The sequence below is a fragment of the Vibrio hepatarius genome, from assembly GCF_001274785.1.
In the GTDB taxonomy this organism is placed as follows: Bacteria; Pseudomonadota; Gammaproteobacteria; order Enterobacterales; family Vibrionaceae; genus Vibrio; species Vibrio hepatarius.
Genome location: NZ_LHPI01000019.1, coordinates 223,508 through 248,018, shown reverse-complemented (window position 1 = coordinate 248,018; position 24,511 = coordinate 223,508). Strand labels below are relative to the sequence as shown.

Genomic DNA, 24,511 nt, shown 5'->3' with positions numbered 1-24,511 from the left:
AAAATAGCCGAGGATTGCTCGGCTACGCAATAATACCATAAATGAAAAATGACTATAGTTGATCTAGCAAAGATTCAAACTCATCGATTTTACTTGCGACTCGATCGATACTTTGTTGCCAGAATTCAGCACCAGACAAATCCATACCCAGATGCTTCTGCACCACTTCTTCAGCCATCATTGAGCCTGTGTCTCGCAACAGGTTAACGTAGTCTTGATAGAACTGTTTACCTTTCGCTTCGCGTTGCGCGTAAACACCGATACTGAACAAATAACCAAACAGGTATGGGTAGTTGTAAAAGCTCACTTCTGAAATTGAGAAATGCAGCTTGCTCGCCCAGAAGTAAGGATCACTCCCTTCCATTGAGTCACCGTACCATTCCTGCCAAGTTGAACTCATCAGCTCACATAGCTGTGATGCTTCCAATTCACCTTCGCGGCGCTGCTCATAAAATGATTTTTCAAACTCGTATCGAACCGGGATATTAATCATCAGCGCGTAGCAGCTCGACAACTCTTCCCACAGCATTTCGAGTTTTTCTTCGCGAGTTTCGACTTGATCTAAGAGGTAATCGCGAACGATGTTTTCCGCAAAGATTGACGCGGTTTCAGCGAGAGTCATCGGGTAGCGCGTCATACACAGTGGCATATCACGCATCACCCAGTTGTGGAACGCGTGGCCGATTTCGTGTGCCAGTGTCAGCAGGTTTGATCGGCTTCCTCCCCAAGTCATGAATACAAGTGGGGTTCTGGTTGCGGCGAACTTGGTGCAATACGCGCCAAGACGGCGATTGTCACTTGGCGCCGCATCAATCCAACCATTGTTGACCATGGTCGTGACAAACTCTGCCATTTCAGGATCCACTGTCGCAAACGCCGAGCGAATGATTTCGATTGCTTCGTCAAACGGGTAAGTTTTCGGCTCAGCATCCGTCAGACTTGGCATTCCCGCTAAGTGGTTCCATGGTTTCATCTTGTCTAGGCCATGCACTCGAGCCATCAACGCGCCTGCTTTCTGGCCGACCGCTCGGTTTGCTTTCGCGGTGTCCATCATTGCGTCTAAGGTACTTGCTTCAATACGGCTACCGTGCAAACTCGGCTCAAGAAAATGAACGTCTCGTAGACGCGAGCGCTTTTGATACTCAGTCAAACGCCAACCCGACAGTGCGTTCAGAATCGCAGCGAAGGACTCTTGGTTCTGACGCATCGCGTTTTGGATGCCCTGCCACGCTGGCTTCTGAGCATCGAAATCCGTACCGTAAAGCACACTCGCCGCTTGTGAGAAACCCATTTTATTGTTTGAGCCGTCTTCTAACGTCACTTGCAGTGAGCCGGTAATATTGTCGTACAAGCGACCCCAAGCATCTTTACCATCCACTTGCAACGCAGACACAAGTTGCTCTTCGGCAATACTCAGTTTGGTATCCGCCAATTTACGTTGACAAGCAATCTGGAATCGTTGACCAGCGACATCTTCACTTTCGTGTGCCAACACTTCATCAATAAAACCTTCCGGCGCGCTGACCAGCGCATCTTGGAAAGGAGTGAATGCCTGTTCCAGTTCAGAGCTCAATTTCGCCAGACGTCCCACCAAGCTTTTTGCTTCAGCATTGGTTGCATCCACCGACGCATGACAGTTAGCAAATGTGTTGATGGTGGAGAGTAACTTACCGGCGGCTTCGCGGGTTTGAATTGCGTTTTGCATTACCGATACTGAGTTTCTGGAATCGGCGTGAACTTCAAGCGTTTGAATGCACTGCTGAATAAGTGAAATATCTTGCGTAATTTTGCTATCACCTAGCCCTTGGTAAGCGATAGTAAGATCCCATTTTGGTGTGGTCATCTGTTTGAATTCCTTACTGCAGTGACTTATTGAATCGGTGCTGAAATTGAGCATACCCGTTTGTAAGTCGTCTCTGCTTTAATGAGCTGTATATGGCTAATTGACTGATGGTTTATCTGCAATACTGAGTAAAGCGCACTGTTTTTCCAATCGAGCGGCAACAGTGATGCCAAAATCATCCTTATCGTACCACCATGACAAATAATCAATGTGTCGTCTGCGACATCTTCGACAAACTGCGTCCAGTAGGTTGATATTCTTGTATAAAATTCGTCTAGTCTTTCTGCATTAGGTAGGTTGTGTTGCGCTGGGTTTTCCCAGAAGCTTTCAAGCTGCGGCCAGTGCTCGGGGATTGAATCAAAAGCCTGACCATCCAAATCTCCGAAATCCATTTCGCGCAGTTCTGGTGCGATAGCGAGATCCAACTCAGGTTGAGCGAGAAGCAACTTTAACGCGAGGTCTCGACAGCGGGCTAAAGGAGAACTAACAACTTTAGTCACGCGTAATTGGCGTTTAACGAGCTGCTGACAGATCTGCTCTTGTACTCTAACGTCTACTTTTACGTCAGTTTTGCCATAAAGCGCGGGGTCGCCGAGCGTTTTACCGTGTCGAAGCAGATAGATATTGATGGTTTTGCTCATCTTAGCCCTTTAGTTTCATCGGTAAACCCGCCGCAACAAAAGTCACTTCATCAGCAACCTTTGCCAGCGCTTGGTTCATCCAGCCAGCATGGTCAACGAATAGCCTAGTCACCTCGCCCATTGGTACAACCCCAAGACCAACTTCATTGGAAACCAAGACAATATGCGCAGAGCTATTGGCAAGCGCACCCACCAACTCGTCGACTTTGCTACGGATGGTGTCGTCTTGCGCAGCTTCGCCTTGTTCAAAAATCACATTGTTCAACCATAATGTCAGGCAATCGACTAGCACAACGTCATCAGCAGTAAAGCGGCTGATCAGTTGTGGCAGTTGCAATGGGCATTCGTGCTCTTGCCAGCTTTCATCACGTCTTTGTTGATGGTGCTGAATGCGATTATGCATCTCTTGGTCAAACGCGATTGCCGTGGCAACGTAATGAAGTGCTTTACCTTCCCTACGTTGCTTAACGTTTGCTTCCGCAAAACTCGACTTGCCCGAGCGCGCGCCACCTAAGATCAAATGTACCGACATTTACACTCCAAACCACGCTAGGATAACCAGATAACTCAGCAGTTCCGTTAACTGTTGAGCAGCGCCCAAACAGTCACCCGTGAAACCGCCTAATCGCTTCAGTAACCAGCGCTTTAGTGCAAAACGAAATATCAGCCCCGCCGCGACGAGTGCGACCATCAATCCGGTGTCAAAACAGATTAATGGCAGTAACGAGGTCACGATCAGGATCGTCAGCTCCAATTGCGATTGCTTATTCGCCAGTGGCTTGCTTTTGCTAGTATCAATATCAGACACGTAAGGCATGTCATAAATTAAACTTGCAGCAACGCCTCGGCTGAACGCGTATACCGCGATGATCACGACGACTAAGTCGGCTGACTGCGCAAGCTGTGAAAGGAACACAAACTTACCCAGCAACGCCATGACTAGAGCGCTCGCGCCATAGGTTCCGATGCGACTATCTTTCATGATGGTCAAACGTCTTTCGACCGTCATACCACCACCGATGCCATCGGCCATGTCCGTCAAACCGTCTTCATGGAATGCGCCTGTCAGCATCAAGCTAAAGCACATCATCAAAAACACGGCGACTTCCGTGCTAAACAGCGTACTGGCGACCCAGTAAACCAGCGCACATAAGCAGCCAAGTAATAACCCCACCAGCGCGAAGTAGCGCCCGGCTTGGTTCATTCTCTGCTCAGAGTACGGCGTATCACTCGGTATCGGTAAGCGGGAGAAAAAGCCTAAAGAGAGCCAAAACAGCTCAAGCTGATATTTAAGCCCAGTGAGCATTACACTGTCACTCCTGCTTGCTCAAAGCTGGCCATATTGTTGTAGAACTCCACTGCCGCTCGTACCAACGGCACTGCCAGTACCGCGCCCGTGCCTTCTCCCAGTCTCAACGAGAGGTCAAGCAGTGGCTCAGCGTGTAGCTCTTCCAGCATGTACTTGTGTCCGGCCTCGTGGGATTGGTGGGCAAAGATCATGTAATCTCGACACTGCGGATTTAACTGCGTCGCCGCGTAAGCCGCTGCAGTGGCAATAAAACCGTCGACTAATACTGGTGTCTTCTGCTCCGTTGCTTCGAGATACGCGCCCACCATTTGGACAATCTCAAATCCGCCGACGTGTTCTAAAACCTTGTACACATCTTGTCCTGCACAGCGTTCTACGCCTTGTGCCACCAAAGTCACTTTCTTAGCGTATTGTTGGTCAGAAATGCCTGTGCCACGACCAACGCAATCAGCCACCGGACGATTAGACAGTGCTGCTAAAATAGCCGACGCACTCGATGTATTACCGATACCCATTTCGCCAAACATCACTAAGTTAGAGCCTGATTCGATAATGGTTTTGACCACTTGTCGACCGAGTAAAATCCCCTCACTCACCTGCTCGGCCGTCATTGCGGCTTGTTGGGCAAAGTTATTTGTTCTGTTGCCCAATCGCTGCACGATAAAGTCGTCACTTTGATGCTCCACTGGCAGCAAGATGCCACAATCAACCACCTTTAGCGCCACATCGTTTGCACGGCAAAAACAGTTGACCGCCGCACCACCCGCAATAAAGTTGAGCACCATTTGTTGCGTCACAGCACTTGGCGCAATGCTTACGCCTTCATCGGCGATGCCGTGGTCACCGGCAAACACAACTACGGTTGGCTGCGTAATCTCGAGTTTGGTAACTCGCTCACCTTTTTGATTGCTTTGAATCAGCGCGAGTTGATGAGCAAGTTGCTCTAATTGTCCTAGTGAGCCAAGCGGTTTGGTTTTTTGGTTAATGCGATGCCAGATAGCATCAGAATAGGATTGGTCTAACATGATGGTTTACTTCGGTCTCGCTACTGAAAAGGTCTTCTCTAACACAGCGTATTGACTGCCGCCCAAACGTGACAGCGGATTCACTTGTAACGCGTCAACCACCACACGGTCTTCACGCTCTCCGATCACTTGCGGATCGATATAAATATTCTCTATCTCGGCGAAAATCAGGCTTTGAGGCGTTTCACCGATCTCTTTAACTTCAAACAACTTACAGCCAAATGCGATTGGGCATCCTGTAATTCTCGGCAGCTCACAGCCTTCAAACTCAACCAACTCAACACCTGCAAGGTCAATTTCAGACTCGCCGTGTTCTAGCGTTGCAGCGCTTTGCGTCACCGCATCTGCAAAATCAACACTGGCGATATGGACAACCATTCGCCCTGTTTCCAAGGCATTACGCGTTGTATCTTTTACCTCTCCACTCGGCTTTTTGCCGACTGAAAACATCATCAACGGAGGATTACTCGATACTGGCGTGAAATAAGAAAATGGCGCTAAGTTGTAGTTTTCATCACCCGATTCAGTTAACACCCACGCAATCGGACGCGGAATGATGGTTTGAGTCATCAGATGATAAATTTGAGTCGGCGCAAGCGTGCTGAGGTCGATATTCATCGTAAATCCCTTTCTTGGCGTGTATTCCTGAGAAACCCTGAGTGTAACGTGAAATCATAGGGTTAACATCTGCTTTATGCTTTAGGGTGAGCCGCGGTTTGTCGACTCATACTTGAAAATGAGACAAGAACAAGAAAGATGAAATTTTTTCGGCGTTCGGTCTATCCTTATAATCGAACACCTTTTTTTATTTTAAGCAAAATACGAGGAAAGGTTTCAGATACTGAATGGTATAAAAAACATGATTCTAACAAGAATGCTGAGCTCGACTCAGCGTGTAGTGAAGGAGGTCTGTTATGCTTGCCAATCAACGACAAAAGAAACAGAAACAAAAAAAATCGAGTCCAAAAACACAAAAACGTGTGCCATTATCTCTTACCTGACTGTAATTTAATCAAACTCGAGATCTTATGACTAATCAGGGTAATCTCATCGTCATCACGGCCGGCGGTTCTGGCTTAATTGGACACGAACTGATCAAACAGCTCTTAGAGCAAGAACCGATTGATAAAATCTACGCACTCAGCCGACGGGAGTTACCCTTTACTCACAATAAGTTGGACGTCATTACCGATGCAAACCTAGAAGTGAAACATTGGGATGACGAACATGCGCGCCCGCAATACGGATTCATTTCTCTTGGTTCAACTAAAAAACAAGCCGGTAGCCAGCAAGGACTAGAAAAAATCGACTACGAGTTGGTGTGCAAAGTCGCGCAACAAATGAAACTGCTGGGCGTGACACGTTTGTGTGTGGTTTCCAGCCTTGGCGCTTCGCCTCATTCGCCCTCTCACTATTTGCGTTGCAAAGGAAAAATGGAGTTAGCGCTAGAAAAGATGGAGTTTGAACAACTGGTATTTGTCCGCCCAGGGCCTTTGGTCGGTATTCGCGATAACCCACGTACCGACGAGCAAGTCGTCCAATCTATTTTAGGCGCACTTCGTCCATTAATGATTGGCCCGCTCGCAAAACTGATTCCTATCCACGCCAGCGACGTCGCCAAAGCGATGCAATACAGCGTGTTTAAGCACTCCAATAAGCGAGTCACCATTTTAAACAGCATCGATATGCGCCAGCTAATCAAACAATATCAATAGCTTTTCTACTTCAATTGAATAGCAACATCATGCCTAAGAGAAAAATTAATAACTTTTAGGCATAAGAAATTACTTTTAATCACTTTATTCATTATCCACGAATCATTATCTTGCCCATCCGAATTCTATTCTTCATAAGCATTAAGTCCCTTAATGCACCTTAAAAATACATAAGGATAATCAGATATGTCAGTAGCTGCTATTGCGTCGTTAGCGGTATTCGCCGGCATTCTCTTCTTGCTGTTCGGTCAACAAAGAAAAGAGAATACTCTATCGCGCCTGGTACTTTTCGGTTTAGTGCTAGGTAGTGCTTTTGGTTTGGCTCTTCAACTGATCTTCGGTGAAGGCAACCCTGTAATTAATGAAACCCTAGAATGGGTAAACGTCGTGGGTCGTGGTTACGTCGGCCTGCTGAAAATGGTGATCATGCCGTTAGTACTTGTTTCTATGATCGCTGCGGTCGTGAAACTTGAAAAAGGCGGTTCATTAGGCAAAATTTCAGCGCTCACCATTTCTATCCTTTTGATCACGACAGCAATCTCTGCCATCGTTGCTATCTTCGTCACTCAGGCATTTGGTCTTTCGGCTGAAGGTCTAACTGAAGGTGCGCGTGAAACAGCTCGTATAGCAGTACTAGAGAGCCGTGCAGACCGTGTTAGTGACCTAACTATCCCGCAAATGCTGGTTAGCTTTATTCCGACCAACCCATTTGCTGATCTGACTGGTGCTCGCTCTACCTCGATCATCGCTGTCGTTATCTTTGGCGTGCTAACAGGCATTGCTGCACGTAAAGTCATGGCGGAGAAACAAGAGCTAGAAACGCCAATTCGCACTTTCGTCGAAGCGATTCAATCTATCGTCATGCGTTTAGTGAAAATGATCATGGCGCTAACACCTTACGGTATTGCAGCGTTAATGGCGAAAGTCGTCGCGACATCAAGTGCTGGTGATATCCTGAACCTGCTTGGCTTTATCGTGGCGTCTTACGTGGCAATTGCTCTGATGTTTGTTGTTCACGGTATTCTTGTGGCGTTCTTCGGTGTGAACCCGAAAGAGTTCTTCCAGAAGATCTGGCCGGTACTGACCTTTGCGTTTACGTCTCGTAGCTCTGCAGCGTCTATCCCACTGAACGTAGAAGCTCAAATCGAAAAACTAAACGTGCCGCCAGCGATTGCGAACCTTTCCGCGTCATTTGGTGCGACGATTGGTCAAAACGGTTGTGCGGGTATCTACCCTGCAATGCTCGCGGTTATGGTTGCGCCAATGGTCGGAATCGATCCAATGGATATCAACTTCATCCTTTCGCTAATTGCTATCATCGTAGTAAGTTCGTTCGGTATTGCAGGCGTTGGTGGTGGTGCAACATTCGCAGCGCTTATCGTTCTGCCAGCAATGGGCTTGCCAGTGACTATTGCGGCACTACTTATCTCTATCGAGCCATTAATCGATATGGCACGTACTGCGCTGAACGTATCAGGTGCGATGACGGCAGGCACAATCACCAGCCGCATCATGGGCAAGAAGACAGTAAGCGAAGAACTGGAAACGCAAAAAGCGTAAACAGAATAGTTCCTTCCTCAATGGCCGACATCATGTCGGCCATTTTTTTAGCACTCAGGCCAAGAATATCCCTTGCCGATTGCCTTGATGAAGCGGCAGTGTTCTAATACCTAAGTGAATTTCAAATACTTGGTAATAGAGCATGCAACAAGAGCACCAACCTACGTTTTTCTTTTTTGATTACGAAACGTGGGGAACTAGCCCTGCTAAAGACCGTCCGTGTCAGTTTGCAGGCGTTCGCACCGATCAGGACTTTAATATTATCGGTGAGCCTCTTGTCATCTACTGCCAACCACCTACTGATTATCTACCGTCGCCAGAAGCGGCGCTGATTACTGGCATCACACCACAAACTGCGCAAACGAAAGGTCTCTCTGAGCCAGAGTTCATTGCCAAAATCCATGAGCAACTGGCAACACCAAACACCACTAGCCTTGGCTACAACAGCATTCGCTTTGATGACGAAGTCACTCGCTACACCTGTTACCGCAACTTCTTTGACCCGTACGCGTGGAGCTGGCAAAACGGCAACTCTCGCTGGGATCTACTGGATGTTATGCGTGCATGTCATGCCCTGCGCCCTGAAGGGATCAACTGGCCAGAGAACGAAGAAGGTTTTATCAGCTTTAAGCTCGAACACTTGTCGGTTGCCAACGGTATTGAACACGCGAATGCGCACGACGCAATGGCGGACGTTATTGCCACTATTGAGATGGCGAAAAAGCTTAAAGCGGCACAGCCAAAACTGTTCGACTATTTCCTCAATATGCGCCATAAACGTAAGTTGAATGAGCTTATCGACATCGTCAATATGACGCCGTTGATGCACGTATCGGGCATGTTAGGTCGTGAATGCAACTACACCAGCTGGATTGTGCCCGTGGCTTGGCACCCGACCAATAAAAACGCAGTCATCACGGTGGATTTGGCGAAAGACCCTCAGCCATTACTCGATTTAACTACCGAGCAATTACATGAGCGTCTGTACACCAAACATAGTGAGTTGGCAGAAGGTGAGCTTCCAGTCCCAGTTAAACTGGTTCATTTGAATAAGTGCCCTATTCTCGCTCCGGCTAAAACGCTAACCGCTGAAAACGCAGAAAACATTGGTATCAACCGCGAGCAATGCTTAAAGAATTTGGCAACCTTGCGCCAGAATCCAGAAGTTCGTGAAAAGCTGTTGGGCTTATACAGCATCGAGCGCGAGTACGAAGGCAGCAATGACGTTGACACTCAACTCTATGACGGTTTTTTCTCTCCAGCAGACAAAGCGTCGATGGATATCATCCGTGAAACTGACCCAAACAATCTAGCCGCACTGGACATTTCGTTTAATGACCAACGAATCGCTCCACTGCTATTCCGCTACCGTGCCCGAAACTTTCCATGGACTTTGGACGAAACTGAGCAACAACGCTGGGCAATGCACTGCCGAGAGTACTTCGAAAGTCGTATTGAAGAGTATATGCTCAATTTGGAAAACTTAGTTCACGAACATGGAAGTGATGAAAAGAAGATGGCTATTTTAAAATCCGTATACCAATACGTTCAAAAGCTAGTATCTTAAGTAGTCAAAACGCCTGCACCCTACTCCTCACCGATTATTAAACTAAAACAGCTGGTGAGGTTTTGAACTCCAACTCCGATTGGAATCTTACGTTGTGAAAATGCAACGAGCAGTTTATATACTTGGACGACAACTTCATATGGCTAAAAATTTGCTTAAATACGTCGTATCTTTGGGGCTGATCTTCTTGTGCCTAATGGCAGGCATTAATCTTCAACACCTCTTAGACATTTCTATCCCGGGCAGCATCATTGGCATGCTTATTCTATTCGGCCTTATGGCGAGTGGATTGGTACCGGTTGAATGGGTTCGCAGTGGTGCCACGCTGCTTATCCGTTACATGGTGCTATTGTTTGTGCCGATCAGTGTCGGCCTCATGGACCATTTTGACTTGTTGTTTGCTAACGCAGTGCCGATTCTCGCGAGTGCCATTGGCGGTACCGCGATTGTGTTGGTGGTACTCGGATTGTTCTTAGATCGCGTACTTAAGGGAGGAAACAAGTAATGTGGTTATTAGTTACTATAATCGTCTTCCTCGCAGCACGCTGGATCTGCAAAAAATGCAACACACCGTTGATGAACCCACTCATCATCAGTCTTGTGGTGCTAATCCCAACTCTCACTTACTTCAAAGTACCGTTTGAAACCTATTACGAAGCGAATGGGTGGCTTAACTATCTGCTACAACCGGCTGTTGTTGCCTTAGCGTTTCCACTCTACGAACAACTGCCACAGATTCGAGCCAACTGGCGCATTATCGCGCTCGCGTGTGGTGTTGGCAGCGCGATGTCAATGCTGACCACCAGCGTTATCGCTGTATACATGCAAGCTGATATTACGCTCATCGCTAGTCTACTAGGTAAATCAGTGACAACGCCTATCGCGATGGAAGTATCGAGCCACTTAGGTGGTGAACCTGCAATCGCGGCAATTTTAGTCCTGTTAGTTGGTCTATTTGGGGCAATCGTCGCTTACCCAATTTACAACCTGCTCAACATTACCCACCCTATTGCGAAAGGATTAACCATGGGCACAGTGTCTCACGCACTGGGTACTGCGGCTTGCGCAGAAAGAGACGGGCAAGATGCTGCGTTCAGTTCGTTAGCACTCGTGCTATGCGGCGTGATCACCTCAATACTCGCTCCATCATTTTTTGCCTTTGCAGTCTGGCTAGCGGCATAACAATAATCTGCTACGCCGAGTATCGGGATATTTATTCGGCGTAGTTCACTTAATTTTGGACTGCAATCGTTATCATGTGTGACATCACTCTAACTATGAAACACAAAGTTTCATTGCATTATTTAATGTGATTGTATTCACAGATTTATTTACTGCTTTCCATAAAATGAAATGCCAGTATCGAAGTGGGTTCACGCTGTAATGCACTGCTTGTCTTCGATATCACCACATGTTTACACAAGGATTCAACATGAGAAGCCGCATTGAACAAGCGCTATCAGAAGCGCCAAGCAAGGTAGCAGAGTACCTGTCTCCGATTCTGCTCGCTGATGATTTTGACGCGACTATTTCTGCTAAGCAGTTCCAACAACTACTTACGATCTCTGGTCTGCAGGATGACGAACTGCGCGTTGCATTACTGCCGTTTGCTGCTGCCTATTCTTACGCACCTATCTCTAATTTTTACGTAGGTGCCATCGTGCGTGGCTTATCTGGTCGTCTTTATTTTGGTGCTAATGTCGAAATCTTAGGTGCTCAGCTAGGACAGACTGTTCACGCAGAGCAATCAGCGATTAGCCATGCTTGGATGAAAGGCGAACAAGGCATCTCGGACATCACGATTAACTTCAGTCCTTGTGGTCACTGTCGCCAGTTTATGAACGAACTGACGACGGCAAATGAACTGGTGGTTCAACTTCCACAACGTGACGAAATGACACTGCAAGAATACTTGCCAGAGTCATTCGGCCCTGCTGACTTAGGTATTGAATCAGGCTTGATGACGGCAGTTGATCACGGCAAAACAACCGAAGAATCCGACGAATTAGTCCTTGAAGCGCTCAAAGGTCTTAACAAGAGCCACGCGCCATATACGCATAACCTAAGCGGTGTCGCAATCAAAGCGAAAAACGACAAAGTATACTTGGGTGCTTACGCAGAGAATGCGGCATTTAACCCAAGCCTACCACCGCTACAAGTCGCGATGATTCAAATGTTGCTAGACGGTCAGTCTTTAGAGCAAATTGACTCTGTTGCGTTAGCTGAAATGGCCGATGGCAGCATTAGCCATTTAGCCGATACACAAGCGACACTAGAGGCTGTCAACCCAGACATTCAGGTTTCATACCTCGCAGTATAAAATTGATTAAGGCGCTCAATGAGCGCCTTTTTTATATGTCATAAAACGGACTTGGGTCGACTTCCAACTGGCTCGGGGCAATCGCCTTTTCTATATTGAGCTGACTGTGTTTGAGATCGACGAAACAGACATCGATAAAACGATGGTATTTACGCGAGTAGAAGCATTTTACTTCTGGCTTAAGAGGATTACCGCTGTTTGACGTCCAGACAATCCCTACTTTCCCGTCACTCAATTCAACCAACGCCCCGACTGGGTAGATACCGACGCAATTGATGAACTTATAGACCATTTTCTTATCCAACTGAAACGGTGTCAGACTAAGCAAAATCTTAAACGCTTCAGCCGAGCTCATACCGCGTTTATAGCAGCGGTCTGCGGTCAACGCGTCATAAATATCAACAATCGAGCTCATACGACCGTAAATTGAAATTTGATCGCCACTCAAACCCTCGGGATAACCTTGTCCATCGAGCTTCTCATGGTGCATTAAACAGACATCGCGGCTGATATCACTAACACCAACCACCGAACCAATCATCTGTTGGGCGTGTGTTTGGTGGCCTTTCATGTGCTCAAATTCTTCTGGTGTCAAACGCCCTGGCTTGTGGAGGATCTTATCATCCACTTTGATTTTGCCGATATCGTGGATAATGCCGCCAATTGCCACTTGTTTTAGTTCCTCTTTGGAAAGTCCTAAATGCTTACCAAAAGATACAAGCAGGGTTGCAACATTCACTGAATGCTCAAGCAAATATTCGTCTTTGTTTCGTAGTGCCGAAACACAATGAAGTGCGTCTGAATCAACTAAGACTTGCTCAATCAAATCATCCGCCCAACGCTCTAACTCATCGACGTGAACCGAATTGCCAGCAAATGTTTGGTTGAGAATTCTATGCGCGAGCGTTTTCGCCTCTCGAATGATTCGTGAAGCACGCTTCTGGTGAGAAAAACGACTTTTATGTACGCGTTTAAACTTAATCGGTGATGTCTCTTCGGGATCATCCTCGGTCAACTTTACTGGCTTAAACACACAACCTTTTACTGACAGGCTTTGGTCAACCCAAGCGTATTTGATGCTGTTCTTTTTCAGCTCGTCAATCGCACGTTGAGAAGACACCCGCCCTGCATTCGACAGGTTTACCCGCTTATTGTCTTCAATCGCGGTAACAAACATACCAATGCTTAAAGTGTCTAAAGGTATTTTTATTGAGTTTTTAGGATCGTAATGCATCTATTCAATTTCTATTGTGGCAATCAATGTCACTTTATCTATTAAACCCTCACCCCAATTGAGTGAGGAATGAACATCGGGTATCACCGCGATCCATGGCGACCCGTTAAATATAGTTTAAAAATCTTGCATTGACCCCATGAATATTTTTGAGAATGAACATAAAGTTGCATAAAAATTTAGAGTAATAATACTAACACACTTTCAAAAGTGTGATCTTCATCATATTGCAAAAATTACCAATCACGATGTGTACTACTCACTAAACAAGCTTGCGCAAACGTTTGCTTTTTGAATATTAATCAGTATGATCCGTCGCATTAATTCAAATCCGCTCTGTTAGAAAGGTTAATTATGTTTGGTACGGCTACTCGTAAAAATGCTACTCGCGTACTTCTATTAGGTTCTGGTGAACTAGGTAAAGAAGTGGCGATTGAATGTCAGCGTCTTGGATTGGAAGTGATCGCGTGCGACCGTTATGAATCGGCTCCAGCAATGCAGGTTGCTCACCGCAGCTACACTCTCGATATGTTGGACGGTGATGCTTTGCAGGCCATTATTGAAAAAGAGCAGCCTGATTACGTCGTACCAGAAATTGAAGCTATCGCGACCGACAAGCTCGTTGAGCTAGAAAGCCAAGGCTTAAACGTTGTACCAACAGCAAAAGCCACCAAACTGACAATGAACCGTGAAGGCATTCGTCGTTTAGCCGCGGAAGAGTTACAACTGACTACTTCACCATATCGTTTTGCTGACAGCTATGAAGAATTTACCGCTGCGATTGAAGCGGTTGGCATTCCTTGTGTTTGTAAGCCAGTGATGAGTTCATCAGGCAAAGGTCAGAGCGTGATCAAAAGTGCTGATGATGTAGATAAAGCGTGGAGCTATGCTCAAGAAGGTGGTCGTACTGGCGCAGGCCGTGTGATTGTCGAAGGCTTTATCGATTTTGATTACGAAATTACCCTTTTGACTGTGCGTGCGGTTGATGGCGTTCACTTCTGCGCGCCGATTGGCCACCGTCAGGAAGACGGCGACTACCGCGAGTCTTGGCAGCCACAAGTGATGTCAGACGCGGCTCTGCAAGCAGCGCAAGACGCAGCAGGCAAAGTGGTTAACGCACTCGGCGGTTACGGCCTCTTTGGTGTCGAGCTGTTTGTAAAAGGCGATACAGTTATCTTTAACGAAGTCTCCCCTCGCCCACACGATACTGGTTTGGTCACCCTAATGTCTCAAGACAGTTCAGAGTTCGCTCTACACGTTCGTGCATTCACTGGCTTACCAATCTCAGCCATTACTCAATACGGTCCGTGCGCTTCTGCGGTTATCCTTGGTCAAGGCACTTCTCAAGACATTCGCTTCGAAGGCATGGAATTGGCTCTGGCTCAACCTCAGACTCAGTTGCGTCTGTTTGGCAAACCAGATATCGATGGCCGCCGCCGTCTTGGCGTCGCCATTACACGCCGTGACACCATTGAACAAGCCATTGAAGACGCGGTCAGCAACGCAAACAAGGTTAAAGTTATCTACTAACGATAAACAACCGAAAAGAAAAAGGCTTGGATATTCCAAGCCTTTTTACGTTTTAAGCGATTTGTTTATGTCGTTTAAGCTTCCAACAAATAGACTTCTTCAGCAAAGCGCGACAGCCCTTTCTTGGCGATTTTAGGATGGTCTTCATCCGCGTCATCACGATTGAGTTTGGTTATCTTGAACTCTGCAAACAATCGACGTACTTCCTGCTCAGAAACCGAGAACGGAGGTCCTGACATTTCTTCCTGAACATAGTCCAAAGTCACCAATAAGATACGGCCGCCTGGATTGAGTAATGATTTCACGCGCTGAGCGTATTCTTCACGCATCTCTTGTGGCAAAGCAACCAGCGCTGCACGGTCATAAATGATATCCGCGTTCTGAACTGGCGCAGTAAAGAAATCACCAGTGTAAATCGATAACTCGTCGAACTGATACAGTTCGTGCATGCCACTGATTGACGTCACCATCGGTGTGTAAAAGTGCTCAGCAAAAAACGCTCGAACTGCAATTTTACTTAGCTCAACACCTTGTACATCCTCGTGTTTAGTCGCCAACCAAACCAAGTCTTCTGACTTACCACACAACGGCACCAAGACTTTATCTTCATAACTTGGGTTGGTGTGTTGCCAATATTTGATCAGTAGTGGATTCACATCATCAAGATGAAAACCGATCTGATTACTCGCCCACTTTCCGTGCCAAAATTCTGGATCTCTCATTGTTATCTCGGGTCTGACTTTAATAGCCATAGACTATACGAAAGCCGCCAGCAGTGGTATCCCCACATTAACTGACTGTTCATACTTGGTTCAGATTAGTTCTTTATACTCAAACACGTACTCAAAATTGAACGTTTGCTTTTTTGCCGCTCTATACGAATGAGAGCTAGCTCTAAAAACGCAAATAGTCAGAGTTGTTTGGATTGGGATTCACTATTTTGCCCCAAGATATCAAACAGAGAGTCGTAGGACTTAGTGCTTGAAACCTTTTTTCGACACCTTTTTCTAAGCCGCTACGAATCTAAGGAGAGTGAATGAGCTTATTCCTGCGAACAACAGCACTGATGCTATTAATGCTCAGCCGAGCACCGGCGTTTGCCGCGATTCCAACCGCTCCGGCTGGGGAACAAAATCGTTCTGGTAATCAGAACGAAATGTGTTCTAAAGCGTTTAGACATAACTTGAGTGGTCTGTATGGCATTGCCTCTACCGACAACACTCCACGCCAGCCATATTCTGACTTCGATATCCTCTACTCCAAAGCACATCAAGCTCAAGCCGAGCTGGAAACTCTATGTAAAAGTGCCGCACTACTGACCTCCACTGAAGCTTACTTCGCTGGTGTGAAGTCTTCTGACCGAGCAAAAGCGAAAATCGAACACGAGCTCGACGGACAAGTAGAGCGCATCACTGACTTGGCGCGCGCGACCATCGTTGCCGATGACATTGAGAGTCTGACCACCGTGTACGAAATCCTTAACCGCGAAACAACCATCGTAAAAGTGAAAAATCGCTTTAAAAACCCGGCAGCATCAGGCTATCGCGATCTAAACCTGCTTGTTCAATTGCCAAAAACTCAACTCGTAGCGGAAGTACAAATTCACTTAAAAGCGATTGCAGATGTGAAAAGTGGCCCTGAACACGATCTTTATGAGAAAATTCAAAAGATTGAACGACAAGCTGCAGCAGAAAGCCGTGACCTGTCTGAGTTCGAAATGGCGCAGATCCGCACTATGCGCAACCAGTCAAAAGAGCTCTACCAACACGCTTGGCAGCCTTATTTGACCACAAACCTAAGTGCTGCTTAACGGCCATAAACCAACGACAACGCCTTTCAGCACTGTTGAAAGGCGTATTTACAAGGATCCGTATGACACCCGAGCAACAAGTTTTTCTCGACCAATATTTGCAAACGCTGAGCGTTGAAGAACGTGATGCGATTCCTCAAACCATCGCTGAATACTTCTGTGCTGATGAATACAACGCGAACGAATGCGCGCGCTTGATCAATATTGGTCAAAAACGGGCGTCGTGTAGCCTTAAACAGGGTTATGAGATTGAGAACGAACCTTTCCCAGAAGTTGGTCGACTTACCGTTGTTCTCAACTGGAAAGAAGAACCCGTCTGCATTGTGAAATTAACCGATGTGTCTTTCTGTCCGTTTGACCAGGTAAGCGAAGAGTTTGCTCAATCGGAAGGCGAAGGAGATGGGACTTATGAATGGTGGCGAAAGGCGCATATCGATTTCTTCACCCAATACGCCAAAGAAATTGGAGCTGAGTTTACGCTCAGTTCAGAGTTGGTGTTAGAGTGCTTTGAAAAAGTCTATCCAATTGATTAAACATCAATAATCAAAGCGCTACCTGACGATGATCAGGTGGCGCTTTTTCTCACGTTTACACCGACAACACGCGGCTCACCGCTTGGCTGATTTCACCGTCACTTGCACCTAACGGCAGCGTAAAGGAAATGTATTGATCGCCACGCATACTCAGTGAGCGATCCACTTCAGCCAGACAATGCATCACGCCGCCTTCCAAGATAAACGACAGCTCAATTTCCTTTTTATTAATAAAACCGTTGTTGCGGAACTCAATTTCTTGATAGCAACCTGACTTCGATGAGAAGTTTCCGCCACGTAAGTAACCTTTTTCTACATCTGCTTTAACCATAGCAAAGCCCGCACTCTCAATGGCGCTAATCACTTTCGCAGCGACTGGTAGAGGTTTAACTTCGATAAAATCACGGTCTTTAGGATCGATCGCGAAATCGATGTCCAACGACGTTTCTACCCAAACGTGACACAGGTTCTTTAGCGCATTTAATGCCGTGATGGGTGTTTCATCATCAAGTTTTAGTTCGAAAGGCACTTGTTTGTTTTCATTGGGCTGAATCGTAAATGGCTGTACAGCTTGTAGCTTGCCAAGAACAAAACTTTGATAGCTGACACTGTTGTCGCTTTCGACTTTCACTTCTGTACATAGCTTCAAGTTGATTGCATCAATCTGTTGCTCGACATCCCCACCTTGGATATGTACAACACCCTTTAGCGTGTCACCTTGAAACACTGACATACTTTCTAAAACTGTATCGACTTTCGCAGCGCCAATGCCTAATGAAGCCTTTAACTTACCGAACATTCTTTTTCCTTTTGCCTTTCGTTGTTAGCAACACTGGTTTAACGTGCCCTTTGTGATAGATCAAGCCATTTTAGTGATTTGCCAAGGAAAATGTGGCGAACTCGCAGATTCGACTCAATGCTTAACAGCTTGCTTGAAAATTCCATTTAAATGTATAAACATTTGTATAGTCAAAAAGAATATAAGAACACAACATGAGCAACGCACCTTTATACCTGCAAATTAAGCAGTTCATTAACGATAAGATTGAGTCTGGTCAGTGGCCTGTTGGGCACCAAATCACCACCGAAATTGAACTCACCAAGCAGTTTGACGTCAGCCGTATGACGGTCAACAAAGCGATACGGGATTTAGTCTCCGAGGGCAAACTTCAGCGTAAGCCACGTTTAGGCACCTTTGTTTGTGCGCCTGAAGAGAAAGCGGAATCCCCACTGTTAGATATCAGAAACATCGCGGAAGAAGTCACGCAGCGCGGTAAAGCTTATACCAGTAAAGTAATCAAACAAGCCGCGATACGAGCCGATGAACGCATTGCGACCAAGCTCGGCGTGATGCTCAATACGCCAGTTTTCTATAGTGAAATCATACACTTTGAAGATAGCGCGCCAATTCAGTTAGAGTTACGTTGGGTAAACGCCGCCTACGCGCCGAATTATCTAGATCAAGACTTTACGCAAATCACACCCAACCAGTACCTGTCGCAAAACTGCCCTCTTAGCGCAATTGAGCACACGGTTGAAGCGATCGTCGCAGATTCCCATGTCCGCGCTTCCTTAAACCTAAGCGGCAATGAACCTTGCTTGCTGTTAAACCGTAGAACCTGGAGCCAAGACAAACTGGTGAGTTCAGCATTACTCTACCATCCAGGCACGAAGTACAAATTAAGCTCTAAAGTTCTACTCTAATCCAGCCAATTATTTTGCTTAATGATCACATTTTTATAACATTAAACTTGATCATTTGACTAACCCAAACCATTATTTGTATATACATTTAAGCATATGGATATAACTGGCAAAATGGACACTCATAACAATCACCATAATACGACCCAAAGCAACGACATGACGCTCATCAATGCGCGTATCGTATCGATGACTTCGGGCGCTGCCGGTTATCAGGTGTCGGAACCTACTCACATTCATATTCGTGCCGGAAAAATCGTTGCTGTCTCAAGCGATTTACCTGCAATTGGTCACGTTTACGACTGCCAAAACAAGCTCGTTACACCGGGTTTCATCGATTGCCATACCCACCTTGTTTACGCCGGTAACCGTGCCAACGAGTTTGAAATGCGCTTGAACGGAGTGCCTTACCAAGAGATTGCCAAACAAGGTGGCGGTATTTTATCGACGGTCAAAGCAACGCGTGCAGCCAGTGAAGAACAACTTGTTGAACTGGCTTTACCTCGGTTAGATGGGCTGATTCGAACTGGCGTCACTTCCGTTGAAGTGAAATCTGGTTATGGTTTAACCCTCAATGATGAAATCAAGATGCTGCGCGCTGCAAAAGCACTCGAAGATCATCGCCAGATCCGCGTGGAGACCACATTACTCGCCGCGCACGCTCTGCCGCCAGAGTATGCAGGCAAAGCAGATGACTACATCGACATGGTCTGTCAGGAAATCATCCCACTTGTTGCAGAAGAAAAACTCGCTAGTAGCGTCGATGTTTTCTGTGAATCAATTGGATTTGACCTCGCACAGACCGAGAGAGTCTTTATCGCCGCGCAGCAGTATGGCTTAAAAGTTAAAGGCCACACCGAGCAGCTTTCAAACCTTGGCGGCACTGCCTTAACAGCCCAGTACTCCGGCTTGTCAGCGGATCATATTGAATATCTTGACGAGCAAGGCGTTGTTGCAATGCGAGATTCAGGCACGGTTGCGACCCTACTGCCTGGCGCGTTCTATTTCCTAAAAGAAACCCAACTTCCACCCATCGAGCTGCTGCGTAAACATCAAGTGCCGATGGCGATTGCCACTGATCTGAACCCAGGCACGTCACCTTTTGCAGATTTGACTATGATGATGAATATGGGTTGTACCTTGTTTGGACTCACTCCGGAAGAAACGCTCAGAGGTGTGACTTGCAATGCAGCTCAAGCTTTGGGTTTTGCAGAAAGTCGAGGTCAGATTCAGACTGGATTTGACGCCGATTTCGCAATTTGGGATATCGAACATCCGGCGGATTTTAGCTACCAGCAAGGCGTATCGCGTTTGTCCGCTCGTATCATCAACGGGGAACTGAATCATGTCTGATCAAATGACGACTCGCCTACCCAATACGAACCAAGATTTTCATTGGCAAGGCAGACATGACGCGGAAGACGGCAGCTTAGGTAAGCGTGTCCATCATGTAATTAAAAAAATTCCGGTTCAGGAATTAGAACCGTATCGCAATGCAGTCAGTGTACTTGGTTTTGCCTGTGACGCAGGGGTTGCACGTAACAAAGGTCGCGTTGGTGCACGTAAAGCGCCGGACCTTATTCGTCGTGCACTCGCGAACATGGCTTGGCACAACGAAAGCACGTTGATCGACCTCGGCAATGTGGTATGCGAAGACGATTTACTCGAGCAAGCCCAATCGGACTGTGCGGCTGTGATTGCCCAAGCATTGCGTTCTACCCCCGTTATTACGTTAGGCGGCGGACATGAAGTGGCATGGGCTTCTTTCCAAGGTCTGGCACGTTATTTTGAATACCTCAGCCCAGCTAAGCCTCCGAAAATCGGCATCATTAATTTCGATGCGCACTTTGATTTACGAGCCTTTGAAAGCATGCAAGCGGACGTAAAACCAAGCTCGGGTACACCATTTAATCAAATTCAACACTATTGCCAACAACAAGGCTGGCCATTTCATTACGCCTGTTTAGGTGTCAGCCGTGCAAGCAATACCGAAGCACTATTTAAGCGCGCAGATGAGTTAAATGTTTGGTATGTGGAAGACAAAGACCTTGCCCACTTGAACCATATTTATCACCTAACTCAGCTGCAACACTTTATCGACAACTGCGATTACATCTACTTAACGATCGATTTGGATGTGTTCCCAGCCGCCACAGCACCGGGAGTAAGCGCGCCCGCGGCAAGAGGCGTCAGCATGGAAACGTTGTCGCCGTTTTTGGACCGAATTTTACATTACAAACAAAAGTTGGTTATCGCCGATATCGCCGAGTACAACCCGACCTATGACGTAGACAGTCAGACTGCTCGGTTGGCCGCTCGACTTTGTTGGGATATCGCCAACGCACTTTCAGAACAATAGTAGAAACCAGTGAGCAGTGAAGCTAGGCCTTAACGGGCTTGGCCACCCTACTGCTACCTGAATTTAGTGAAACACAAGGAGTCTTACCATGACGGAACGCCAAGTAGAAGATAAGCGTCTCGATACAACACGCACAATCCGTGCCCCTCACGGCACAACGTTGAGAGCAAAATCTTGGCTGACGGAAGCACCGCTTCGTATGCTGATGAACAACCTAGATCCTGATGTGGCGGAACACCCGCATTCACTGGTCGTTTACGGCGGCATTGGCCGTGCAGCTCGCAACTGGGAATGTTACGACAAAATCGTTGAAGTGCTAGAGCGTCTTGAAGATGATCAAACGCTTTTAGTCCAGTCTGGTAAACCTGTTGCGGTATTCCCTACTCACAAAAATGCTCCTCGTGTTTTGATCGCCAACTCAAACCTAGTGCCACACTGGGCAAACTGGGAACATTTCAACGAGCTAGATAAGCAAGGCTTGATGATGTACGGCCAGATGACAGCAGGTAGCTGGATTTACATCGGCTCTCAAGGCATCGTCCAAGGCACTTACGAAACATTCGTTTCCGTGGCGAAAAAGCACTTCGACGGCAAACCGAAAGGCCGCTGGATCCTAACTGGTGGTCTTGGCGGTATGGGTGGCGCGCAGCCTCTTGCTGCAACGATGGCGGGTTTTTCGATGATTGCGGTTGAGTGTGACGAATCACGTATCGATTACCGTCTACGTACGGGTTATGTGGATAAGAAAGCCACTAGCCTTGATGAAGCGTTGGCGATCATTTACGAATCTGATACGCCAGTCTCTGTTGGTCTGCTTGCAAACGCGGCGGATGTATTCCCAGAGCTTGTAGAGCGCAACATCACTCCTGACGTGGTCACCGACCAAACTTCGGCACACGACCCTCTCAACGGCTACCTACCTCTTGGTTGGTCAATGAAACACGCGGCTGAAATGCGTTTGAAAGACGAAGCGGCCGTCGTCAAAGCAGCGAAAGAGTCAATGGCTGTGCAAGTAAAAGCGATGCTAGAGCTACAAGAGCGCGGCGCGGCAACGCTGGACTACGGTAACAACATTCGCCAAATGGCACTGGAAGAAGGCGTAGAAAACGCGTTCGACTTCCCGGGCTTCGTACCGGCGTACATTCGTCCATTGTTCTGTGAAGGTATCGGTCCTTTCCGCTGGGCGGCGCTGTCTGGTGACCCAGAAGATATCTACAAGACAGACCAAAAAGTGAAAGAACTTATCCCAGATAATCCTCACCTACACAACTGGCTCGACATGGCGCGCGAACGTATTCAGTTCCAAGGTCTGCCTGCTCGTATCTGTTGGGTTGGTCTGAAAGATCGTAAACGCTTAGGCGAAGCGTTCAATGAAATGGTCAGAAATGGCGAATTGAAAGCACCTATCGTTATCGGTCGTGATCACCTAGATTCAGGTTCGGTTGCAAGTCCAAACCGTGAAACAGAAGGCATGATGGACGGTTCAGACGCTGTGTCAGACTGGCCACTACTTAACGCCCTGTTAAACACCGCAGGCGGCGCAACTTGGGTCTCTCTACACCATGGTGGCGGTGTAGGCATGGGCTTCTCTCAACACTCAGGCATGGTGATCTGTTGTGATGGTACCGATGACGCAGCAGAGCGTATCGCACGCGTTCTTCACAATGATCCAGGCACTGGTGTTATGCGTCACGCAGATGCGGGCTACGACATCGCCAAGAAATGCGCAGCAGAGCAAGGTCTAGACCTACCAATGCTCAACGAAGAATTGAAAAAGCTAAAATAAGCAGACCTGAATTAAGGAAAATGAAAATGTTAAATTTAATGCTAAAGCCGGGAAATCTTAGCTTAAAAGAACTGCGTCAAGTGAGCCGCTCCCCTGTGAATCTATCACTCGACCCAGAAGCATTTCCAGCAATCGAAGAAAGCACTAAGGTTGTTGAACAGGTCATTGCTGACGACCGTACCGTTTACGGCATCAACACGGGTTTTGGTCTACTGGCGAATACTCGTATCGCTCCAGAAGACCTAGAAACGCTACAAAAAAGTATCGTGTTATCGCACGCTGCGGGCATCGGCGAGTTTATGTCTGATGAAACTGTACGTTTGATGATGGTTCTCAAGATCAACAGCCTTTCACGTGGTTTCTCTGGCATTCGTTTAAGTGTCATTCAGGCGTTAATCCAACTGGTGAACTCGCAAGTCTACCCTTGTGTACCACAAAAAGGTTCTGTAGGCGCATCAGGTGACTTGGCTCCTTTAGCTCACATGAGTACGGTGCTGTTGGGTGAAGGTCAAGCTCGCCACAATGGTAAAATCATCTCTGGTTTAGAAGCGCTAAAAGTGGCGGGGTTAGACCCAATAACACTTGCGCCCAAAGAAGGTCTCGCACTGCTTAACGGTACACAAGCATCAACGGCATTTGCGTTGGAAGGTCTGTTTGCTGCAGAAGATTTATTTGCCTCTGCAACGGTATGTGGCGCAATGTCGGTAGAAGCAGCATTAGGTAGCCGTCGTCCGTTTGACCCACGAATCCACCGTGTACGTGGTCATCGCGGACAAATGGATGCAGCACTTGCGTACCGTCATATGTTGGATGTAAACAGTGAGATTGGTGATTCGCACACTGGTTGTGAAAAAGTACAAGACCCTTACTCACTGCGCTGTCAGCCTCAAGTTATGGGGGCATGCTTGCAGCAAATTCGAAACTCTGCAGAGACACTGGAGATCGAAGCGAACTCGGTATCTGACAACCCATTAGTCTTTGCTGAAGATGGCGACATCATTTCGGGGGGTAACTTCCACGCAGAACCTGTAGCGATGGCAGCGGATAACTTAGCCCTGGCAATCGCCGAAATTGGTAGCCTGTCTGAGCGTCGCATGGCTCTGCTTATCGACAGCGCACTGAGCAAACTGCCACCATTCTTGGTAGATAATGGCGGCGTAAACTCTGGCTTTATGATTGCTCAAGTGACGTCTGCGGCGCTAGCAAGTGAAAACAAGACATTGGCTCACCCAGCATCAATCGACAGTTTGCCAACATCTGCAAACCAAGAAGACCACGTATCGATGGCAACGTTTGCGGGCCGTCGTCTGCGTGACATGGCAGAAAACACTCGCGGCATTTTAGCGGTTGAATACTTAGCAGCAGCTCAAGGCATCGACTTTCGTGCGCCAAATAAGTCTTCGGCGAAAGTAGAAGAAGCGAAACAGATTCTGCGTGAAAAAGTACCGTTCTACGACAAAGACCGTTACTTCGCACCGGATATCGAGCAAGCGAACTCACTGTTAAAACTGGCAGTACATAATCATCTAATGCCAGAAGCCATTCTTCCAAGCTTCTAACATTGAGAGATAAAAA

The 24,511-nt window shown here is 47.1% G+C and carries 23 protein-coding genes; 14 read left to right on the top strand and 9 right to left on the bottom strand.

From position 1 onward, the window contains the following. Positions 1 to 52: 52 nt before the first annotated feature. Genes AKJ31_RS18000 through AKJ31_RS17975 form a run of 6 tightly spaced genes read right to left on the bottom strand, consistent with a single transcriptional unit; the run spans position 53 to position 5,436 of the window. Positions 53 to 1,843, bottom strand: coding sequence for a M3 family oligoendopeptidase (locus AKJ31_RS18000; RefSeq protein WP_053410460.1), 1,791 nt, complete (start codon positions 1,841 to 1,843; stop codon positions 53 to 55). A gap of 26 nt (positions 1,844 to 1,869) precedes the next feature. Continuing rightward, positions 1,870 to 2,484, bottom strand: a complete 615-nt coding sequence (locus tag AKJ31_RS17995) for a histidine phosphatase family protein (RefSeq protein ID WP_053410459.1) — start codon at positions 2,482 to 2,484, stop codon at positions 1,870 to 1,872. Between the two features lies 1 nt (position 2,485). Next, positions 2,486 to 3,016: a bifunctional adenosylcobinamide kinase/adenosylcobinamide-phosphate guanylyltransferase gene (cobU, locus tag AKJ31_RS17990; RefSeq protein ID WP_053410458.1), complete on the bottom strand. Its 531-nt coding sequence runs from the start codon at positions 3,014 to 3,016 to the stop codon at positions 2,486 to 2,488. Next, the gene (locus AKJ31_RS17985; protein WP_053410457.1) at positions 3,017 to 3,790 is read right to left on the bottom strand and encodes an adenosylcobinamide-GDP ribazoletransferase; all 774 of its coding nucleotides are present in this window, start codon (positions 3,788 to 3,790) and stop codon (positions 3,017 to 3,019) included. Continuing rightward, entirely contained in the window at positions 3,790 to 4,818 is a 1,029-nt protein-coding gene (gene cobT, locus AKJ31_RS17980; protein ID WP_053410456.1) for a nicotinate-nucleotide--dimethylbenzimidazole phosphoribosyltransferase, read from the bottom strand. Before cobT ends, AKJ31_RS17985 begins: the two co-directional genes overlap by 1 nt. A 6-nt stretch (positions 4,819 to 4,824) precedes the next feature. Beyond that, on the bottom strand, positions 4,825 to 5,436 hold the full coding sequence (locus AKJ31_RS17975) for a flavin reductase family protein (protein WP_053410455.1): 612 nt from the start codon (positions 5,434 to 5,436) through the stop codon (positions 4,825 to 4,827). A 410-nt stretch (positions 5,437 to 5,846) separates the two neighbouring features. Between AKJ31_RS17975 and AKJ31_RS17970 the strand changes: the two genes are divergently transcribed. From AKJ31_RS17970 to cdd, 6 genes are all read left to right on the top strand, one after another. Continuing rightward, positions 5,847 to 6,533 carry an NAD(P)H-binding protein gene (locus tag AKJ31_RS17970; protein ID WP_053410454.1) on the top strand — a complete coding sequence of 229 codons (687 nt, stop codon included), beginning with the start codon at positions 5,847 to 5,849 and terminating at the stop codon, positions 6,531 to 6,533. A gap of 186 nt (positions 6,534 to 6,719) precedes the next feature. Beyond that, on the top strand, positions 6,720 to 8,093 hold the full coding sequence (locus AKJ31_RS17965) for an L-cystine transporter (protein ID WP_053410453.1): 1,374 nt from the start codon (positions 6,720 to 6,722) through the stop codon (positions 8,091 to 8,093). A gap of 142 nt (positions 8,094 to 8,235) precedes the next feature. Then, positions 8,236 to 9,660, top strand: coding sequence for an exodeoxyribonuclease I (gene sbcB / locus AKJ31_RS17960; protein WP_053410452.1), 1,425 nt, complete (start codon positions 8,236 to 8,238; stop codon positions 9,658 to 9,660). A 139-nt stretch (positions 9,661 to 9,799) separates the two neighbouring features. Then, positions 9,800 to 10,165, top strand: coding sequence for a CidA/LrgA family protein (locus AKJ31_RS17955; protein ID WP_053410451.1), 366 nt, complete (start codon positions 9,800 to 9,802; stop codon positions 10,163 to 10,165). Continuing rightward, on the top strand, positions 10,165 to 10,842 hold the full coding sequence (locus tag AKJ31_RS17950; protein ID WP_053410450.1) for an LrgB family protein: 678 nt from the start codon (positions 10,165 to 10,167) through the stop codon (positions 10,840 to 10,842). The genes AKJ31_RS17955 and AKJ31_RS17950 overlap by 1 nt, the downstream gene beginning before the upstream one ends. 250 nt (positions 10,843 to 11,092) lie before the next feature. Then, the gene (cdd, locus tag AKJ31_RS17945) at positions 11,093 to 11,980 is read left to right on the top strand and encodes a cytidine deaminase (protein WP_053410449.1); all 888 of its coding nucleotides are present in this window, start codon (positions 11,093 to 11,095) and stop codon (positions 11,978 to 11,980) included. Between the two features lie 31 nt (positions 11,981 to 12,011). Here the strand turns inward: cdd and AKJ31_RS17940 are convergent, their stop codons facing one another. Further along, on the bottom strand, positions 12,012 to 13,214 hold the full coding sequence (locus AKJ31_RS17940; protein ID WP_053410448.1) for a cyclic di-GMP phosphodiesterase: 1,203 nt from the start codon (positions 13,212 to 13,214) through the stop codon (positions 12,012 to 12,014). Positions 13,215 to 13,568: 354 nt separating this feature from the next. Here AKJ31_RS17940 and purT point away from each other — a divergent pair, with 354 nt between their 5' ends. Further along, positions 13,569 to 14,744 (top strand): formate-dependent phosphoribosylglycinamide formyltransferase, encoded by a 1,176-nt coding sequence (gene purT / locus AKJ31_RS17935; protein WP_053410447.1) that lies wholly within the window; start codon positions 13,569 to 13,571, stop codon positions 14,742 to 14,744. 74 nt (positions 14,745 to 14,818) lie between these two features. Here the strand turns inward: purT and AKJ31_RS17930 are convergent, their stop codons facing one another. Continuing rightward, entirely contained in the window at positions 14,819 to 15,466 is a 648-nt protein-coding gene (locus tag AKJ31_RS17930; RefSeq protein WP_053410446.1) for a thiopurine S-methyltransferase, read from the bottom strand. Positions 15,467 to 15,780: 314 nt separating this feature from the next. On the opposite strand from AKJ31_RS17930, the gene AKJ31_RS17925 reads away from it, so the two are divergent. Continuing rightward, positions 15,781 to 16,554, top strand: coding sequence for a nucleotidyltransferase family protein (locus AKJ31_RS17925; RefSeq protein WP_053410445.1), 774 nt, complete (start codon positions 15,781 to 15,783; stop codon positions 16,552 to 16,554). A gap of 62 nt (positions 16,555 to 16,616) precedes the next feature. Beyond that, positions 16,617 to 17,087 (top strand): ASCH domain-containing protein, encoded by a 471-nt coding sequence (locus AKJ31_RS17920; protein WP_053410444.1) that lies wholly within the window; start codon positions 16,617 to 16,619, stop codon positions 17,085 to 17,087. Between the two features lie 55 nt (positions 17,088 to 17,142). On the opposite strand, the gene AKJ31_RS17915 is transcribed toward AKJ31_RS17920, so the two are convergent. Beyond that, positions 17,143 to 17,886 carry a sporulation protein gene (locus tag AKJ31_RS17915; protein ID WP_053410443.1) on the bottom strand — a complete coding sequence of 248 codons (744 nt, stop codon included), beginning with the start codon at positions 17,884 to 17,886 and terminating at the stop codon, positions 17,143 to 17,145. A 194-nt stretch (positions 17,887 to 18,080) separates the two neighbouring features. Here AKJ31_RS17915 and hutC point away from each other — a divergent pair, with 194 nt between their 5' ends. From hutC to hutH, 5 genes are all read left to right on the top strand, one after another. Beyond that, positions 18,081 to 18,791, top strand: coding sequence for a histidine utilization transcriptional repressor HutC (gene hutC / locus AKJ31_RS17910; RefSeq protein ID WP_053410442.1), 711 nt, complete (start codon positions 18,081 to 18,083; stop codon positions 18,789 to 18,791). 114 nt (positions 18,792 to 18,905) lie between these two features. Continuing rightward, positions 18,906 to 20,144 (top strand): imidazolonepropionase, encoded by a 1,239-nt coding sequence (gene hutI / locus AKJ31_RS17905; RefSeq protein WP_083439991.1) that lies wholly within the window; start codon positions 18,906 to 18,908, stop codon positions 20,142 to 20,144. Further along, positions 20,137 to 21,150: a formimidoylglutamase gene (gene hutG / locus AKJ31_RS17900; RefSeq protein ID WP_053410441.1), complete on the top strand. Its 1,014-nt coding sequence runs from the start codon at positions 20,137 to 20,139 to the stop codon at positions 21,148 to 21,150. Before hutI ends, hutG begins: the two co-directional genes overlap by 8 nt. Positions 21,151 to 21,238: 88 nt before the next feature. Continuing rightward, entirely contained in the window at positions 21,239 to 22,936 is a 1,698-nt protein-coding gene (hutU, locus tag AKJ31_RS17895; RefSeq protein ID WP_053410440.1) for a urocanate hydratase, read from the top strand. A 26-nt stretch (positions 22,937 to 22,962) separates the two neighbouring features. Further along, positions 22,963 to 24,495, top strand: coding sequence for a histidine ammonia-lyase (hutH, locus tag AKJ31_RS17890; RefSeq protein ID WP_053410439.1), 1,533 nt, complete (start codon positions 22,963 to 22,965; stop codon positions 24,493 to 24,495). Positions 24,496 to 24,511: the final 16 nt, after the last annotated feature.

Excerpts from the sequence above, each read along its gene's own strand:
- AKJ31_RS18000 (WP_053410460.1), bottom strand. The coding sequence starts at position 1,843 with ATGACCACACCAAAATGGGATCTTACTATCGCTTACCAAGGGCTAGGT.
- AKJ31_RS17995 (WP_053410459.1), bottom strand. The coding sequence starts at position 2,484 with ATGAGCAAAACCATCAATATCTATCTGCTTCGACACGGTAAAACGCTC.
- cobU (WP_053410458.1), bottom strand. The coding sequence starts at position 3,016 with ATGTCGGTACATTTGATCTTAGGTGGCGCGCGCTCGGGCAAGTCGAGT.
- AKJ31_RS17985 (WP_053410457.1), bottom strand. The coding sequence starts at position 3,790 with ATGCTCACTGGGCTTAAATATCAGCTTGAGCTGTTTTGGCTCTCTTTA.
- cobT (WP_053410456.1), bottom strand. The coding sequence starts at position 4,818 with ATGTTAGACCAATCCTATTCTGATGCTATCTGGCATCGCATTAACCAA.
- AKJ31_RS17975 (WP_053410455.1), bottom strand. The coding sequence starts at position 5,436 with ATGAATATCGACCTCAGCACGCTTGCGCCGACTCAAATTTATCATCTG.
- AKJ31_RS17970 (WP_053410454.1), top strand. The coding sequence starts at position 5,847 with ATGACTAATCAGGGTAATCTCATCGTCATCACGGCCGGCGGTTCTGGC.
- AKJ31_RS17965 (WP_053410453.1), top strand. The coding sequence starts at position 6,720 with ATGTCAGTAGCTGCTATTGCGTCGTTAGCGGTATTCGCCGGCATTCTC.
- sbcB (WP_053410452.1), top strand. The coding sequence starts at position 8,236 with ATGCAACAAGAGCACCAACCTACGTTTTTCTTTTTTGATTACGAAACG.
- AKJ31_RS17955 (WP_053410451.1), top strand. The coding sequence starts at position 9,800 with ATGGCTAAAAATTTGCTTAAATACGTCGTATCTTTGGGGCTGATCTTC.
- AKJ31_RS17950 (WP_053410450.1), top strand. The coding sequence starts at position 10,165 with ATGTGGTTATTAGTTACTATAATCGTCTTCCTCGCAGCACGCTGGATC.
- cdd (WP_053410449.1), top strand. The coding sequence starts at position 11,093 with ATGAGAAGCCGCATTGAACAAGCGCTATCAGAAGCGCCAAGCAAGGTA.
- AKJ31_RS17940 (WP_053410448.1), bottom strand. The coding sequence starts at position 13,214 with ATGCATTACGATCCTAAAAACTCAATAAAAATACCTTTAGACACTTTA.
- purT (WP_053410447.1), top strand. The coding sequence starts at position 13,569 with ATGTTTGGTACGGCTACTCGTAAAAATGCTACTCGCGTACTTCTATTA.
- AKJ31_RS17930 (WP_053410446.1), bottom strand. The coding sequence starts at position 15,466 with ATGAGAGATCCAGAATTTTGGCACGGAAAGTGGGCGAGTAATCAGATC.
- AKJ31_RS17925 (WP_053410445.1), top strand. The coding sequence starts at position 15,781 with ATGAGCTTATTCCTGCGAACAACAGCACTGATGCTATTAATGCTCAGC.
- AKJ31_RS17920 (WP_053410444.1), top strand. The coding sequence starts at position 16,617 with ATGACACCCGAGCAACAAGTTTTTCTCGACCAATATTTGCAAACGCTG.
- AKJ31_RS17915 (WP_053410443.1), bottom strand. The coding sequence starts at position 17,886 with ATGTTCGGTAAGTTAAAGGCTTCATTAGGCATTGGCGCTGCGAAAGTC.
- hutC (WP_053410442.1), top strand. The coding sequence starts at position 18,081 with ATGAGCAACGCACCTTTATACCTGCAAATTAAGCAGTTCATTAACGAT.
- hutI (WP_083439991.1), top strand. The coding sequence starts at position 18,906 with ATGGACACTCATAACAATCACCATAATACGACCCAAAGCAACGACATG.
- hutG (WP_053410441.1), top strand. The coding sequence starts at position 20,137 with ATGTCTGATCAAATGACGACTCGCCTACCCAATACGAACCAAGATTTT.
- hutU (WP_053410440.1), top strand. The coding sequence starts at position 21,239 with ATGACGGAACGCCAAGTAGAAGATAAGCGTCTCGATACAACACGCACA.
- hutH (WP_053410439.1), top strand. The coding sequence starts at position 22,963 with ATGTTAAATTTAATGCTAAAGCCGGGAAATCTTAGCTTAAAAGAACTG.